Raw genomic sequence first — 16,889 nt, 5'->3', positions numbered from 1 at the left:
TTTGATCGTTAAAACATTTACAGGGATTACGTTGGTTCCATTCATGAAATTAGCACCTCCTGCTTTTACTTTAACGTTAAAATTCTTCGTTGAAGTAACTTTCAAAGAGTTGGCTTTAGTAATTGTCTGATCAGAGTTATAGTCTGCTGCAGTCGCATAGTTAAAGTCAACCGTATTACCGATTGCTGTACTTCCGGCATCGATGGAGATCACATCGTTCAGGGTAATGTTTACTGTTGTTGTAGCGGTTGTATTTTGAGCTTGAACGTTGTTAGTTCCCAATATGGTTGCTCCGATAGTTAAGGCTGCGATTGCGATTAATTTTTTCATGGCAGTAATATTTGATTTTAATTTTGTTTAATTGTTCACTTTTGTATACTGCAAATTTACAGCGGCCATAAAAATTTCTTTGTAGTTGAAAATGGAAGTTGATGTAGTAAAATAACTACACAGATTATTAATTGGTTTAAAAAGAAAAACCCTCAACACTATGAAAGTGTTGAGGGCTTATTTAAAATTAATGTTTACTTACAATGCAGTGGCTGTGTAAGTTATTTTTTGAGTATAAGTTCCCTGTGGTTTTCCCAGAAGTACTTTCGATGCTTTTTCCGCAGAAATAGAATAGTCAATACTTAAAGACTGTTTTGCACCTAAACCTGCATTACTTACCAACACCTGATCAGCTGTAGATAATGTGACCTCATTCAGGGTTCCTGTCAAACTTCCGCCTGGTATTGCTTTTACCTGTAATATATCTACCGGAATTACGTTTGCGCCGCTTACAAAGTGTGAACCTTCAGATTTTACTTTTACATCAAAATTTTTGGAAGAAATGATGACTAAACTGTTGGGAACGGTCACATTTTTTGATGAATTATAATCTTTTGTATTCCCGTAATTAAAATCTACAGTGCCTTCTGAAGCAACAGTGCCTATGTCCATTGCAATAACGTCTGATAAAATAATATTTACTGATGTACTGACCTGCTCAGAATTTTGTGCAAGAACCTGATCTGTTCCTAAAGCGACTGCTCCCAGAGACAGCGCAGCGATGAAGATTTGTTTTCTCATGATTTGGATAAATTTAATGGTGCTGTAATAAAATATTGTTAGTTAAAATTAATTATACTAACAAATTTTATCACAACCAAATCTAATAACATTATCTGACATGACCAAATGCTTTGTTACCATCACTTTAATAAAAAACTTTTACTTTTATCACCTTTGAAAATAAGAGGTGCAGTATGCTAAAAACTTTCATAATCCCCTTTTGATACCTACTCATTCATTTTATTTTAAAATTATGCCTTCGCCTTCAAGAATAAGAATTATCATTTATTTTTATTTTAATAAATTTCTAATGATGTTCAGGACGAGTGTAATTTCATTACTTATTTCATTCTCCATAGAGATGAAGTCCAGATCGTCAGTTATTTTTTCTTCCCAGTGGATTGTGACTTCCACAAGTCGTAACAGACCCGCAGTTCCTGCTGTACCTCTAAGTTTATGGAGAATCATTTTTAATGTTGCAGTATCTTTTTTTAATACGCATTCTTTTATGATCTTCTGCGCTTCAGTAAGCTCCTGAATCACTAAATTTAGAAACACTTCTCTGAAATCTTCGTCTCCTATCTGCTCGTTAAGAAGATCAATATCCAGATGTTTTGTGGTTACTAGTATTTCGCTATCACTTTTTGAAGGAATATGTTTATTCAACATTTCCATAAGTTCAGATTGCCTCAAGGGTTTCGGTAAAAAATCATTCATTCCGGAGTTCAAACATTTTTCTTTCTCTTCGAATATATTTCCTGCTGTAACCCCAATAATAGGAACATTACTATATTCAGGTAAAAGACGAATCTGTTTTGTGGCTTCAATACCATTCATTACAGGAAGTTGCACATCCATCAGTATAAGATCAAAAACATGATCCCTACATTGTTCAACAGCCTGAAGACCATCAGTAGCTTCGATCATTTTTACTGTAGGAACCAAGGACTTCATCATTCTATTATTAAGAACCATGTTAACCGGATTGTCATCCACAAGTAACACGAGCGGTGATTTCATCAAAAAAGAAGATTCGGCTTCAACCTGGATAGAAGTTACTGCTTTTTTTTCTTTGTTATTACTTTTTACCACCGATCTTAAGGTTCTGTATAATTCTTCTGATTTAATGGGCTTGAGCAAGAAATACGAATTATTTTCCTGGCGGAAGGAATTTATAACGTCATGTTCTTCAGAAGAAGTATGAAGAATAATTAATGGTGAAAGCTCGTTCTGCTGATCAAAAAGTTCTTTGATTTTTTCAATTGTTTCTAATCCTGATATGACGGGCATATGATAGTCCATCAGAATAACATCAAAACGTTCTCCCGCCAATAAAATCTGAAGAGCCTCCAATCCATTGGCTGCGAGACGAGAATCTATCTTTTTGTAAGAAAGCATATGTTGCAGAATCACTCTGTTGGCTTCATTATCATCAACAATAAGAACATTATTGATATTCAGATCTTCCATCTCCATGCGGTCAGAATATTCAAATGGAACCGTAATATTGAAGTGGAAAACTGAGCCTTTTTCAGGTTCACTGATTAATGACAGATTACTTCCCATATATTTCAGTATATTGTTTGAAATAGTAAGCCCCAAACCAGTTCCGCCGTAGCGTTTGTTGATCGAACTGTTTTCCTGAGTGAAAGCATCAAAAATGTACTGTTGTTTTTCTTTCGCAATACCAATTCCTGTATCTCTGACAGAGAATCGTAAAGTAATATTTTTTTCGTCTAGATGTACTTTTTCTACTTTAAGTTCTATTTCTCCTTTTTCTGTAAATTTTACGGCATTTCCAAGAAGATTGATAAGAATCTGTTTTAGTCTCGATTCATCTATCCAGATGGTTTCTGGCAGACCTTGTTCTATATTTAAAAGCAGTTCTATATTTTTTTTCTGTGATTGATAAATAATAACATTGACTACCTGGCTAACAGTATCATAAATATTAGATTTCTCTATCAAAAGATCCATTTTGCCGGATTCAATTTTTGAAAAGTCAAGAATATCGTTAATTATGGTGAGCAAATTTTCACCTGACTCGTTGATATAATTAAGATATTGTGTTTGTATATCATTTAAGGGTGTCGTTAATAAAAGATCTGAAAAACCAATTACACCGTTTAAAGGTGTTCTGATCTCATGACTCATATTGGCAAGAAATTCTGATTTTGCTTTACTTGCAATGTCAGCTATTTTTTTAGCATTTTTCAACTCTTCATTTATTCTCACAGAATCGGTAATATTTTGTGCAGACACAATAACACCACCAATAATCTCATTAGAAAGATACCAGGGGCTAACATTAAAATTAAAATGCTGTAATTCGTCTTTATTTTGGATTGCAACAGTAAAGTCCTTATTACTGTAACTTTTACCTTTCAACGCATTACTATATATTTCCTTCCTTTCATCACTTACATTGGGAGAAATAGTAAAAATATTCTCCCCAATAAGCTCACGATCATTCATCTGAAATTCATTTTTCCAACTCGTGCTTACAGAAAGATAGTTGAGATCTTTATCAAACATTGCTACGGCAGTGGGAACGTAAGTTACGAATGACTGTAACATAGCCTCTTTTTTAGCTAACTCAAGATAGATATTCTTGAATCCATCTATATCCTGTATAATACCGAATACTTTTTTACATACCCCCTCTTCAAACTCTGGTATTCCTTTTACTCTTACCCAAATCATCACGCCATCTCTGCGTAATAGCTGTAACTCTTCATCATACGGAATACCTTCATTCACAGCTCTTTCAAATACATATTTCAGCTTTTTTCTACTGTCTTCCTCGTAAAAATCTAAAGCGGTTTCAAGATCAGGTTGAAATGAAGGGTCAGTTTTATGGATTTCTTTACAAGGTTGTGACCAAAATACAGAATTTGTTTCAAAATTGACTTCCCATCCTCCTACCTGAGCTACTAAATTTGTCTGTTCAAGCACTTTTTTTGTATGTAATAAATCTCTTTCTAAAGCTACTTTATCAGTAATATTCAAAGCGGTACTTATAACATATGGTTCTCCTTTTGTATCAATTTCAACAATGTTGTGATACATCCAGATTAATTCTTCCTTTTCTTTTGTCTGAAGTATCATATTTCCGACATCTTCAGTATGAGAACTCATTTTCAGCAAATAGTTCTCCAATAGATCATGGTTTTTTTCCGGCACCAAGTCTTTTAGATTTAATCCTCTTACTTCATTATTAGAGTATTTTAGAGTTTCCCTGCCTTTTTCATTTACTGCAAGAATATTGCCTTCCATATCATGCATACTCATGAGTCCGATCGCATTTTCGAAAAAGCTTCTGAAACGGCGTTCGGAACTTTCCAGTTTTAACTGTTCTTCTAAACGATTCGTTATATTAACGCCAAAACAGAAGATTTCGGAGTGATTATCATTCTTTTTGAAGTACCATTCTACGGTAATTGAATTTGAACTATCAACAACGGTAGAAGAGGTAAATGCAAACTCCTGATCTCTATCATTAAATTTTGCTAAAAGTGATGAATCGGAAAAAACTGGATCTGATATGATCGTGCTAAATTTTTGACCGATTGCCTGTGCTTTAGTAAGTCCAAAAGCTCTTTCGAAAGCTGAATTTACTTCCTTTAATCTTAAGTTATTATCTAAAACACAGATTAGGTTATTAGAAATATCAAAAGTCTGCTTAAAGTATTCTGCTTCTATACTTTTTCTCTTACTAACCAAATGGTTTGTAACAACCACTCCTATCTTTTTTAATGTCGCTATCTGGTTTTCTGATAACTCTTTAGGCTTATAATCAATAACGCAAAGTGTTCCTAAGGCAAATCCTTCATCATCAATCAATGGAACACCGGCATAAAAGCGGATTCCACCATCTTTTATAAGAGGATTTTCGGATGAACGCTCATCTAATAAGGTGTCGGGAATTACCACTACATTTCCACTTTCAATAGAATATTGGCATACCGTATTTTTTCGATCAACAAAATCCAAGGACATGCCTATGCAACTTTGAATAACCTGGGTTTCACTTTCCATCATTGCTATCAAAGACGCCGGGCAGTCAGCAATTAGGCATGCCGTTTCTGCAAAAATGTCTAATTGCGGATCTTTTGCTAAACCTAACAGATCAAAATATGCCAGCTTCTTGATTCTTCCTTCCTCATTAGTCGGTACAGGATAATTATTCATATATAATAGAGTCTATAAAGAAATTTTATTGAACTTTTGGATGCAGAAAAGATCACATAACCAAATCGATCACAATATAGCTGAAAATTATATTTCGGTACAAATTAATTTACTTTCAATAGTGAATTAATTTTTCATAAAGTTTTATTATTAAATAATTACCAATTAATCTCATCATTACGATATGTAACTACTCAAAAATATATTGAGTCTGTAGTCCATTTTTTTTCCATCAAAATGTTCCCTGAAAATATTCACGACATCCACCGATGATGAGATAGACAATTAAGCATAAATACTTGAAATAAAGCCAATTAAACACACAGGTACTTTGATGGTACTGCTGTTTTTTCACTTATTTCACAGATATCGTTTTATTTGCAAACGTTATTCCTGCCAGTATCATGGCATCTATCCAATTAATAATTTAAAATTTAAAAAATGAAAAAACAGTTAGTTACAGTTTGTCTGGTTCTTTTTGCCACGGCTTCAGCACAGCAGAAAAATTCCATTAAAGTCAATCCTGTTTCCGTTTTATTCGGAGGTGGAAGTGATCTTATTTCGTATGAAAGAGCAGTAAGCGAACACTCGAGCGTAGGATTAAGTGCAGGTTTCGGATCATTTAAAATTGATGAATACAAATACAATTTTGTAGGTGGAAATGCTTTTTACAGGTATTATACCAAGGAAGCGTTGCGAGGATTGTATTTTTCAGGATCAGCCGGTTTCGGGGGAGGCCGCACAAAATACAGTTTGAATAAAAAAGATATGAAAGATTCTTACTCTGCCATTGACATAGGGGCGCTCATTGGTTATCAATGGTTATTTAAAAGCGGATTCACGATTGATGTGAATGGCGGTGCATCTTACTTATCACTGAATTACAAAGAAGACAATAAAATGCCTAAACCTAATAAAGCTCAAGCACAAGCTATTTTGCCAAGTTTAGGTGTAGGGCTTGGATATTCTTTTTAAAGATTCGAAACTACTAAAATACTCTTTATGAAACTAAGAATAATATTTGTTGCACAGCTTTTAAGTATCATAATTTATGCACAAACTGAGCAGGATCGCCAGATTATTAAGAAGTCCTATGACTCGAATATGCTGAATGCAATTAAACGAAACAATGAAATAAAATATCTTGAACAACAGTCTAAGATCAATTCTTATTTGCAAAGCAATCCTGAAAAAAGAAGACAATTCTACAAAAATGGAAGTTTATTTTATCTGCATCATATCAATCATGATGGCTTTCCAATCTACATCAATACCAAGGACACTCAGCAAATCCTGAATACCAAAACCAATCAGCTTTACCAGGGAGGAAGTCTTGGGATCAACATCACCGGTACCGGCATGGTGGCCGGAGTATGGGACGGAGGTCAGGTAAGCACGACACATGAATTGCTGCAGGGAAAAGTTCAGATGCAAACCGGACAGACAGTGACTGATCCTATTGGTGACTTTCACATGTCGGCCGTTACCGGTATACTCATCGGAAACGACCTTTCATCTGGAAATTTTAGCACACTTGCAGTCGGTGCGAAAGGTATCGCCTATAATGCTACTACTAAAAACTATGACTGGGATGATGACATTTCGGAAATGGTTGGTTTTGCTTCTGATGGATATCTGATTTCCAATCACTCTTACGGATACTCAAATCTTAACGACATTCCGGCGTGGGTGTTCGGAGGCTATGATGCTACTTCCAGAGGCTGGGATGAATTATTGAAACAAGCTCCTTATTATCTTCCTTTTATAGCAATGGGTAACGAGCAGACTGATCCTGACAGCGGAAATCTTGCAGATGGAGGTTTTGACATGATTACAGGAGCAAGTGCTGCTAAAAATGTAATTACCGTGGGCTCTATAAACACCAACAATTCCATGACCTCCTACAGCAATTGGGGACCGGCCGATGACGGAAGAGTAAAGCCTGATATCGTAACATTGGGAAGTAATGTTAATACGGCAGACAGTTCTTCAGGAAGTAACGACTATACAGGAAACATCGACGATTCCTCAGGAACATCTTATGCATCTCCTGCCGCTGCAGGGGTCGCCCTGCTCCTTCAGCAATATTATCATTCTTTGTTTGGATCGTACATGAAAGCATCATCTTTGAAGGCATTAATGCTTCACACAGCTGATGATGCTGGAAATGCAGGTCCCGATGCAAAATTCGGTTGGGGAATTCTTAACGCTGAGAAAGCTGCAGAAACCATTCGGCAGATGCAACCCGGAGGGAGTACAAAACTTGTAGAATCTGCTGCAAACCCATTGAATAATAATTCAGACTTTTTAGCAGTGAGCGGAATCAGCGGTCAACAGGCATTGAGGGCGTCTATATGCTGAACAGACTTCATCAGATGGTGTGGACAATACGAATTCCATGCTGGTCTATAAATTTGGAACTTCCCTGAAAGTTCAGCCGGCAGGCTTAGGAGTGATAGAAAAATTTCCTTTCAAACCACTCAACGTCATCAATCCACAAGCGATTTCAGCGGAAGGTTCTGGAATATGGGATAATCAGGTTGATAATTATCAGCAGATCAACGCAGCCGGTATCGCAGACGCTGTTATGTCAGTAGCCGTTTACAAACATTCATCTTCGCCTGCTGCAGTAAAGCCCTACTCCATTCTTATCACAGGTCTTAAAGCCACAAATTCCGCACTGGGAACTACCGACATTAGACAAAAGGAAAAAATTGTTTTTTATGACTACAAAGAAAGTGTTATTAAAATAATATCCAACAATATAAACTATGTTTTCGGAGACTATAAGATTCTTGACATATCCGGACGAATTATACAGTCAGGTAAGGAAAACTCAAAACAGATCCTGGTTAAAAATCTATCAAAGGGTGTATACATTCTTTTATATGGTGACTCTAAGGAACCGTTTAAATTTAAACTCTGATTGATGATAAAATAGTTGATAGTAGTTGTCTTTTAATCGACAAATCTTTTTTTATTGATTAGATGAGCCGTTCAAATTGATTGAACGGCATTTTTCTAATATCTGAGATAGAGATAAAATAGTTATCTTTAAATCGATAGAATATTCGTGCAAAAAACATTGAAAATTTATATGATCCCGTGAAATATAAAACTTATTCTAAAAATATCGAATTTTTAAAAACTGTTTGTTTCAGAGTATTTCTCCTTCTGACTATCTTTGTATCGATTCGACTATTTTCTATCACCAGAAACGAAAAAAAGATAGACAGCCTCATTGCATTGGCTGACGATTTCGTCCACAGAGATTATCAAAAAACTTTATTGTACTCTACGCAGGCAAGCAGGATTGCTGAAAAAGAATCCAACTCCGAAAAAAAAGCGTGGTCTTACTTCTATATGGCTAAATCAATGGCCTTATTGAGTAAATTTCGCGAGAGTGCTCTTTATATCGATAAGGGATTGAAGGAAAAAGCCACAGAAGAAACTCCGATTCTAAAAGCACTCCTAAAACTCCTTAAAACGAGCCTATACAGTCGTTTAGGCATGGACAATCTTTTGATAGAAGAAGGTAATGATATACTGGAAATTTTAGAAAATGACCGATCCATTGAAGCTCGTCTTGTGAAAGCCCGAACCTTTTACAACTTAAGTCTGGCTGTCAGTGACCGGAAACAGTCAGATCATTTCGCACATCAATGCCAGAATATCTTAAACCAGATTTCCGAGAAACAATATGATGATGTCAGAACGATTTTTAAATTTAAATCTTACTTTTATAATGTAAGAGGTGAAATTTTATTAGAAAGAAAAAATCTGGATTCAGCTCAATATTATTTTTTTAAAGCCTACCACGATAGTTTTAAAGATGGTTACCTCAGTAAGAATACTTTTCTCAATTCAATAGGTAATCTTTACCGAGAAAAAGGGGATCAAAAGCGAGCATTGGAATATTATCTTAAAACTTTAGCTGACATCAATCAACATGATAAAGATGCCTTTGCCAAAAACGGACCCGGTTTGCTGAAGGAAATCTACACGATATATAAATTATCAGGGGGATGATAAAAATTATAAGTTATACTACGAAAAATATAAAAGTGCACATGAAGATTTTTCGCGGCATCTCAACAATGGGGTATTAGGTACAGCCAATATACTTTTGGATAAAAAAATAGCTGAACATGCCGAGGAGAAACAATACATAACTCTTTTGTTAGCTATTATAGTATCTTTTGCAATAGCTATTGTGATTTTTTTTCATGTATTACCATTCAAAAATACGACGTAAAAAAGATCTTCTGCTTGAGCAAACAGAAACTATTCTTTTAAAAACTGAGCAGGAAGCATCTACACTATCAATGAAAGTAGATGATACTCTTCAGGAGATATTAGAAGCCGCAAAAAAAAATCTTCCTGAATTCTGGTCACTTTTTCAGAAGCTGTATCCCGATTTCAGTCAAAAAGTATTAGCTCTAAATCCTGAAATGAAAACCTCAGAACTCATTTTGTGTGCATATTCTTTTTTAGGGTTTACAACAAAAGATATCGCTGTTTATACTTTTAAAGCAATTCAGACTATAAAAAACAATAAACATAACCTAAGGAAAAGATTGGGTATTCCACCCAAACAGGATATTCATGTATGGTTAAGGGATTTTTATCAAAGAATTATTTAACTATATTGTTTTTTGATTTATTTCTGGCTTTTTGGCGTCTTGGATATATCAAAATTTCAATGAACTGCATTTGCATCTTATGAGGTTTCTGACTTTTCTATGAAGGTTACCATTCAGACCGGCACAAGGAAAACTGCAATCTATTAAAATTAATACATCGAGCCCATTTTAAAATGGGCTTTTTATTTTCTTAATCACTTGATCATCGTTTATTAATAACAGATTCTTTGGATAGCATTATCCTAAGAAAAGATGCTGGAAGAATTGAACTCAGACTATCTCAAATAGTACGCTTTATAGTCTTCAATATTTTTGATACATTCTAAGTTCTGCTTGGAATGTTATCAATGGTGTTGTGCCAATTAAAAATTGCAAAAAGGTAATCCCGATATAAGGAGGGTATAATTTTTTTTACCGAAACTATAAAAAAGGTCATTTTTAATCGCCGTTTTAATATTTAAAAGTTTACATTCTATAAAATACCTTCTTCTCTAAACGAAAAGAGCTATCAGAAGTTAAAATAAAATGATCAAGCAATTTAATACTTAAAAATTGAGAGGCTTCTTTTAGCGTTATACAAAAAGGAGCCCTGCATGATAATTATTGAGAAGTATTTTCAAGCAATTACGACTTGTTATTATATAGCTCCTGTTTTTTCTTTTTTAAGAAATAAGCAGGCCTCACACCATTAATCTCAGTAAAAATATCCGAAAAATTTTGTCTTGAGCTCATCCCGCACTTTTCCGATAATCCTTCAATGGTATAGTCTAGTAGTTTTGGGTTATGATACAATTCGGTGGTTATATATTTAATGCGCAGTTCATTTAAATATGAATTAAAATTCTTTCCTTTAAACTCATTTACTATTTGTGAAAGATAAGTGGTATTTGTTCCGAAACTTTTTGAAAGCTCTTGTTGTGTAAGACCTTTTTTTACGAAACCTTTTTTCCGCTCAAATTCAGCGAGCTTTTTTAGAATATCATTGACAACATTTTCAGGAATATTATTTCTGTTATCTTTATTTGATTGATTTTCAAAACTCACTTTGGAAATTACAGAATTGCCTTCCTGATTGAGAATTCTATTTTCCAAAGCCATATACTGCGAGAGAATATGCTTTTCTTTTTTTCTTTTAATATGTATAATAAACAGTAGTACTGCTACCGAGAGCAACAATACCACAGCAGCTAAAAAGCTGAAATTGTAATTAGTTTCTAATCTCTTTTGTTTTTCTAACAATGCTTTTGTATCGTATTCCTTATGTATTTTGGGTGATAGATATTGAAAGTCATTACCTAAAATATTATCAACTTTAATCAATTGCTTGGTATAAAAAAGTTCAGCATCTTTCTTCTCCTTTGAATTATAGTAGTTAATTAAAATTTCATAATTAGATCTTAGTTCAGGTATAATAAAATTCTGCTTTTGAAAAACAGAATCAACTTTTAAAAAATAAGAGATGGATTTCTCATCATTCTTTAATTCTCCGAAGCTTTTTCCTAGATAAAAGCTACTTACAGCGAACCATGTTACATCATTATACCGTTTAAAGACCGGAATAGTAGTGGATAAATATGCAACAGCATCTTTATATCTTCGCTTTCTAAAATTAGAAATTCCTTTTGCTTTGATAAAATAAGCTTTTTCTAAATCAAATCGTTCAGAAGATGGCAGTGTGTTTATACCTACATCAAGCAAGGAATCACTTTGTTTAAAATTTTTTAGCTTTTCATAGCAGATAATCTGTTGATGTAAGCTATTAAAATAGCCCTTTTTATTATTGTAAATAAGATTAGGATGAATGTTCCCAGATGTAAGAGGTTCAAAATGATTGATGCACTCTTTAAATAATTCTGATGCATCAGCATAATAACCTAAATAACTTTTAACTACGCCAAGCTGGTACACAATTCGATATCTTAGAAAATCATTGGAAATATTCTTTGAACTTTCATAAGCTTTCAGATAGTTATTCAGTGCAGGCTGGTAACGCTTATAAAAGAAATAATAAATAACGCCTTTTTCCAGATAAGCACTGCTAATAAGTTCATCATCATTTGATTTAAGCATCTGCTTTACACAGCTATCTGCATAAGATAATTTCTTTTCTTTATCATTTGTATAGAATATCGCATCCTGATAACCCTGAAAAATTTTATTATAGTTTTTTTCTTTAGTAGCCTCTCTTAAATATTTCTTTATATACGGTAGAGCTCGCTCATCATTTTCGGCAAGATCCTCGTAATTTTTTCTCAAGCTAGTATAGTCTTTAGAACTAAATGTTTTTTGAGCATTAAAGTATGACGAAAAAATAAATATGATTAGGTATAAAAAGCCTTTGTAAATTTTCAATTTCCAGAAGTTTATCTTGCAAATTTACTAAAAATCCATGCATAATATAAGGAGAATTCAATTTCAAAGATATTCGCACAACAACTTAATTTCCAGTATTTTAATTTTGCTATAATTTACAAATCCCTCGTCTTGATTTGTAAATCATGGCATTGTTTCACAAAAAAAGTTTCATTTAAGTAATAATTTTGCCCCGAAACTTAAGTCAATCCGGTACCGGATAAACTTTTACATCATTTAAAATTTATTAACATGAAACTAAGGTTTATCCAAATTCTAATATTAATTGTGACATTGAACTCATGCAGACAAATTGACGAGATTGCTGACATCGAAAACAACAGTAATCAAATCATCTCTGACAATGTAGAAACTAATTTAAAAAAAGAAAATTATCAAAAGAAAGATTCTACATCCAGTGCTGGATTTGAAATTGATAACAATGATCCTCCGGTAAAACATGGTGGCCATTGGAGAACAACAAATTGATTTATCATCTTTTGAAGATTTGCAGTGCGCAATGCAAGATTCTTAAGACTATAAATATATAGAAACCTTCGGGTTATGTTTAATTAAATTAATAAAATAATTATGAAAAACTTATTTAAACTAAGTTTAGCGGTTGTAGGAATTACAATGGCAACATTAGCAGGGTCTTCAAATGTTAAGGCTAAATCAGCTACAGGTTTTGAAGACGTTTTAGCTCCTGAAGGTGCTGGATGCGTAGGTGAGAAAGGAACGTGTGGAAGAACTTCTAGCGGAACTACTCTTTACGGTAAGTGGAGAGAATGGTAGTAGTATCCGAATAAGGATTAGTGTTGCCAAGGATTTGGCAACACTTTTAATTTATTTCAAAAATAATTATTTAGAGATTTTCGGTGATAAAATTTTAATATCATCAGTATTCATCTCAAAGCGCATACCATGTTATGGAAAAAATAATCTCTAAACTAATACTTCTTTTATCAATTGTTGTTTCTACTGTAGCATTTTCTCAAAATTCTTTTAAGATTGAGGGAAGAGTTTTAGCAAATGAACAGCCTTTGTCAGACGTTATCATTAGCATTCCAGGAAATAATACAAAAGTTCTAACAAACAAGGAAGGAAAGTTTAGCATAATAATACAGTCATCACAGAATAAAAACGTTGAAATCATTTTTAGTGCTGTTGGATATAATGAAAACAGGCAAATTTTCCCCTTAGAAAACAATTCTAATATACAAGTTATACTAAAAGAGAAAATAAATGAAATTGCTGAAGTTGCTATTGATGGTAAAACAACATTAGAAAAAGCCGGGAAAACATCTTATAAAATAAATAGTAAAGATTTTACAAAAAACACAAAATCAGATAAAGTATTACAACGATTACCTTCTATAACTGTTGTAAACGAAAATGTTTTAATACATAACAGAAAACAAGCTTTACTTTTTATAGATGGCATTGAAGCAGATTTTATTGAACTTAAAAAACTGGATGCTAAGGATGTAGCCACCGTTGAAGTTATAAGCAATCCTCCGTCAATGTACAACTCTAGTCAAAATGTTGATGCAATCATACAAATAATTACAAAAGTAAAGGAGGAACATTTTATCAAGGGAGAGCTTGAGGCACGAGGAGGAACACGATTATCTAAATATGGATTTTCTCCGACCTTGTCTTATAAATCTAAGAACATCATCTTCAAAGCTTTTTATGATTTTGGAACAAACAATCAAAATATAAATAATGATTTTGAAAGGATTGACGGTAATTTCAGTACGTATACAAAAACAGACAGAAAAGTGAAAGGTTGGCAAAACTCTCTGAATGCAAAGTCTAAGATAATATTGAATTCTAAGTCTAGTATTTACCTATCCGGAAATCTTTTCGGGTATCATTTTGACGGAAAGTCAAAGGGGGTGTTTACTGACAGTAATCAAAACTATGCTTTTTTGACAGAGGATCAGGAGGTGCTAAGAAAATGGGGAGTTTCTGGAGTATATGAATATAAATTTAATGATAAAGCGATCATTCAATTTAGATCTAAATATTATAATCATTACAATTCTAATAATTATCTGTTTCAGAATTCGTTGAGTGAAGATCATAATACTTCATATGCGAGATTAAGCGAATTATCTAATGAAGTAATCTACAGGAACAAGTCAAAGATTCAGGGTCTAACCTATTTTATAGGCTATAAAAACATCAATAGAAGATTTCAGTTTCCTTTAGCAGCTTCATTATATTCACAATCTCTTAATACTTTTCATGGTAATTTCACATATGATATTACTGATAAGATATCAACTGCTGCATCACTTGCTTATGATAATACCTATAATAGTACTGAAGAATTCAGTCAAAATTATTCCTATTTTCTACCTTCAGCCTCAGTAAATTTTGATTTAGGTAAAATGAGTTTAAATGTAGACTATTCATACAAAATTCAAAGACCAAATTCCACCTATTTAAATCCTGTTCCTGTTGTTCTAAGCCCCACATATACATTAAAAGGTAACAACAGTTTGCTTCCGGAATTAAAACATTCTTTCGATATAACATTACATCAAAAAAACACAAAAAACAAAAGTGATATAAGTTTAAATCTGTTCTCTCAACTGTTGACTAATGCAACCGTTGAAACACTAGTTACCGAAAACAATCTGATTATAAATTCTTTTGAAAATGCAGGAAAAGGGACTATCATCGGATCTAATTTAAGTTACAACAGGAAGCTATTCAAACTTATTAATTTTAGCGGAAGTGTCGGATTTAATTATAGTTTATATAAAACTCATAGTGAAGCAGCAATCATCCGTAGAAATGAAGGTTTTTCTTTAAGTTCTAATATTAATTTGAGCACCACTATAAAAGATAAATATGTAATTATATTTAACGGAAATTACAACTCAAGAAATATTCAATTGGTATCCACATCCTACTACAGACCTTTAACCAGTATCGAACTTGAGTCAAACTATTTTAATGATAATCTTACAGTAAATCTATCTTACAACGATTTGTTTGGATGGTCTGCTAAATCTAAAATCAGGTCAGATTATAAAAATTTTTCCCAGACTAACCTAATCAATAACAATTTATCAAATATTCTTTTGACAATAACATATCGATTTGGGAAAAATTTTACCGATCGATTTAGTGCACCTACAATTGTAAATGATGATATAACAAATAAATAATGAAAAATACAACAATCGTATTATGGAATATAATTAACTATGTTCTAATAATCTTCTTTTCATACACATTAACAAATAAATTACTGGCAATCAAATCATTTCAAACTAACATTTTTAAAACTGGTATTTTTAATTTTCAACAAGCGGTTTATCTTTCATACTTTGTTTTGCTTCTTGAATTAAGCATTGTAATATTGCTCATATTCAAAAAAAAAACGGGATTACTTTTTTCCTTTATAATGATGCTGATTTTTACATCATACATAATTTTCTTATTTGCTAACGGAAGATATGAAATCTGCGGCTGTGGAGGAATCTTAAATGGTCTATCGTTTAAATATCATCTGATAATTAACCTTCTTATTACTTTTTTAAGTTACTGCAGTTACAATAATATTAAAACTGATGAAAAATAGTATCGTTTTTTGGCTGTTCATAATAGCTATTTCAGGAATTGTAATTTTCTTTAGAGCATTTGAAAGTACAGTTAGCAATAAAAAATTTCTTTTTAATCGAAATTACACAACATCGATTTCATTTAAAAAAGTCAGTGAATATGATCTTGAAGGGAATAATGTGACAACTAATAAGGGTGTTTATAATATTTTAAAAACAAATAATGGTCCTACAATGATTGATTATAAAATTGATTTTATAAGTTATTATGGGAAAAAAGAAGATGGGATTAAAATTAGCTTACCTAGCGATTATCATATTGATTACTTAGATAATAACAGTGCTATAATGATTGACAACTTTAAATTAAAGTTGTACTCTTTTAAGGATAAAAAATTATCATTAATACAAATCGAAAATTTTAAAGTTTTCAGTTTTTTACCAATTAAAAACAGTAAAGGGAGTTTACTGGTATTAGGAGAATTTAAAACGCAAAAAAATGATTATGTTACTGGATTTTACACGATCAATGAATCAAATCAATTAAAACTAGTGTATGCAATCGAAACCAACAAAACAGATCTTTCGATAGATAATGCCTTAATCTATGCAGGTAAGTTCACTGATTTAGAAGCTGAAAAAATTGCATATTACTGCGATAAATACTCAAAAATTTTCTTTTTTAAAAATGGAAATTTTACTGGTGAGTTTCAAACTGATGACAATTCTCCTAAAGCAAAATTGTTGAAAGGTCCCGAAGGTACTTATTATAAAAGAGGTGATACATTCACAACAAATAATGCCGTATTTGAAAAGGACGGAAAATTATTTGTTTTTTCTGCAAGAACAGATAATGTCGACGCAATTGTGATTGATGTTTATGATTTAAACTTTAACAAATACATATATAGTACGAAAATTCATGAAGGAAATTTGACAAGTAGTGATATTGACTTTGCATCATTTGAAGGAGATCTTCTACATATTGTATCTGGCAATAAAGTTTTCAACTATACATTTCTTTCAGGGACTTCCTAATTTGAAAAGATAAGATCACTATCAGCTCTAA

13 protein-coding genes and 1 pseudogene are annotated in these 16,889 nt (G+C 32.6%); 10 read left to right on the top strand and 4 right to left on the bottom strand.

What is annotated here, in order from left to right:
* The 3 genes and pseudogenes from OF897_RS21030 to OF897_RS21020 all read right to left on the bottom strand — a co-directional run.
* Positions 1-330, bottom strand: a pseudogene (locus tag OF897_RS21030) (peptidoglycan-binding protein LysM); the annotation flags it as partial.
* 198 nt (positions 331-528) lie between these two features.
* The gene (locus OF897_RS21025; protein WP_267267631.1) at positions 529-1,071 is read right to left on the bottom strand and encodes a peptidoglycan-binding protein LysM; all 543 of its coding nucleotides are present in this window, start codon (positions 1,069-1,071) and stop codon (positions 529-531) included.
* Between the two features lie 273 nt (positions 1,072-1,344).
* Positions 1,345-5,244, bottom strand: a complete 3,900-nt coding sequence (locus OF897_RS21020) for a response regulator (RefSeq protein ID WP_323809084.1) — start codon at positions 5,242-5,244, stop codon at positions 1,345-1,347.
* Between the two features lie 441 nt (positions 5,245-5,685).
* Here OF897_RS21020 and OF897_RS21015 point away from each other — a divergent pair, with 441 nt between their 5' ends.
* From OF897_RS21015 to OF897_RS20995, 5 genes are all read left to right on the top strand, one after another.
* Positions 5,686-6,219 (top strand): DUF3575 domain-containing protein, encoded by a 534-nt coding sequence (locus OF897_RS21015; RefSeq protein ID WP_267267629.1) that lies wholly within the window; start codon positions 5,686-5,688, stop codon positions 6,217-6,219.
* A gap of 27 nt (positions 6,220-6,246) precedes the next feature.
* The gene (locus OF897_RS21010) at positions 6,247-7,605 is read left to right on the top strand and encodes a S8 family serine peptidase (protein ID WP_267267628.1); all 1,359 of its coding nucleotides are present in this window, start codon (positions 6,247-6,249) and stop codon (positions 7,603-7,605) included.
* A gap of 37 nt (positions 7,606-7,642) precedes the next feature.
* Positions 7,643-8,170, top strand: a complete 528-nt coding sequence (locus tag OF897_RS21005; RefSeq protein WP_267267627.1) for a T9SS type A sorting domain-containing protein — start codon at positions 7,643-7,645, stop codon at positions 8,168-8,170.
* 179 nt (positions 8,171-8,349) lie between these two features.
* Positions 8,350-9,273 carry a hypothetical protein gene (locus OF897_RS21000; protein ID WP_267267626.1) on the top strand — a complete coding sequence of 308 codons (924 nt, stop codon included), beginning with the start codon at positions 8,350-8,352 and terminating at the stop codon, positions 9,271-9,273.
* A 197-nt stretch (positions 9,274-9,470) separates the two neighbouring features.
* Positions 9,471-9,887, top strand: coding sequence for a helix-turn-helix domain-containing protein (locus OF897_RS20995; protein WP_267267625.1), 417 nt, complete (start codon positions 9,471-9,473; stop codon positions 9,885-9,887).
* Between the two features lie 624 nt (positions 9,888-10,511).
* On the opposite strand, the gene OF897_RS20990 is transcribed toward OF897_RS20995, so the two are convergent.
* A complete protein-coding gene (locus OF897_RS20990; protein ID WP_267267624.1) occupies positions 10,512-12,239 on the bottom strand; it encodes a helix-turn-helix domain-containing protein in 1,728 nt (575 codons plus the stop codon).
* Between the two features lie 252 nt (positions 12,240-12,491).
* Between OF897_RS20990 and OF897_RS20985 the strand changes: the two genes are divergently transcribed.
* From OF897_RS20985 to OF897_RS20970, 5 genes are all read left to right on the top strand, one after another.
* Positions 12,492-12,728, top strand: coding sequence for a hypothetical protein (locus OF897_RS20985; RefSeq protein WP_267267623.1), 237 nt, complete (start codon positions 12,492-12,494; stop codon positions 12,726-12,728).
* 102 nt (positions 12,729-12,830) lie between these two features.
* Positions 12,831-13,034 carry a hypothetical protein gene (locus OF897_RS20980; RefSeq protein WP_267267622.1) on the top strand — a complete coding sequence of 68 codons (204 nt, stop codon included), beginning with the start codon at positions 12,831-12,833 and terminating at the stop codon, positions 13,032-13,034.
* Positions 13,035-13,168: 134 nt separating this feature from the next.
* Positions 13,169-15,424, top strand: a complete 2,256-nt coding sequence (locus OF897_RS20975) for a TonB-dependent receptor (RefSeq protein WP_267267621.1) — start codon at positions 13,169-13,171, stop codon at positions 15,422-15,424.
* Positions 15,424-15,840, top strand: coding sequence for a MauE/DoxX family redox-associated membrane protein (locus tag OF897_RS21710; protein ID WP_407648366.1), 417 nt, complete (start codon positions 15,424-15,426; stop codon positions 15,838-15,840). The genes OF897_RS20975 and OF897_RS21710 overlap by 1 nt, the downstream gene beginning before the upstream one ends.
* Positions 15,830-16,858, top strand: a complete 1,029-nt coding sequence (locus OF897_RS20970; protein WP_267267620.1) for a hypothetical protein — start codon at positions 15,830-15,832, stop codon at positions 16,856-16,858. The genes OF897_RS21710 and OF897_RS20970 overlap by 11 nt, the downstream gene beginning before the upstream one ends.
* Positions 16,859-16,889: the final 31 nt, after the last annotated feature.

The sequence above is a fragment of the Chryseobacterium formosum genome (assembly GCF_026460885.1).
GTDB lineage: Bacteria > Bacteroidota > Bacteroidia > Flavobacteriales > Weeksellaceae > Chryseobacterium > Chryseobacterium formosus.
Note: the sequence above shows the minus strand (reverse complement) of the source record. Positions and strands in the feature narration are given on the sequence as shown.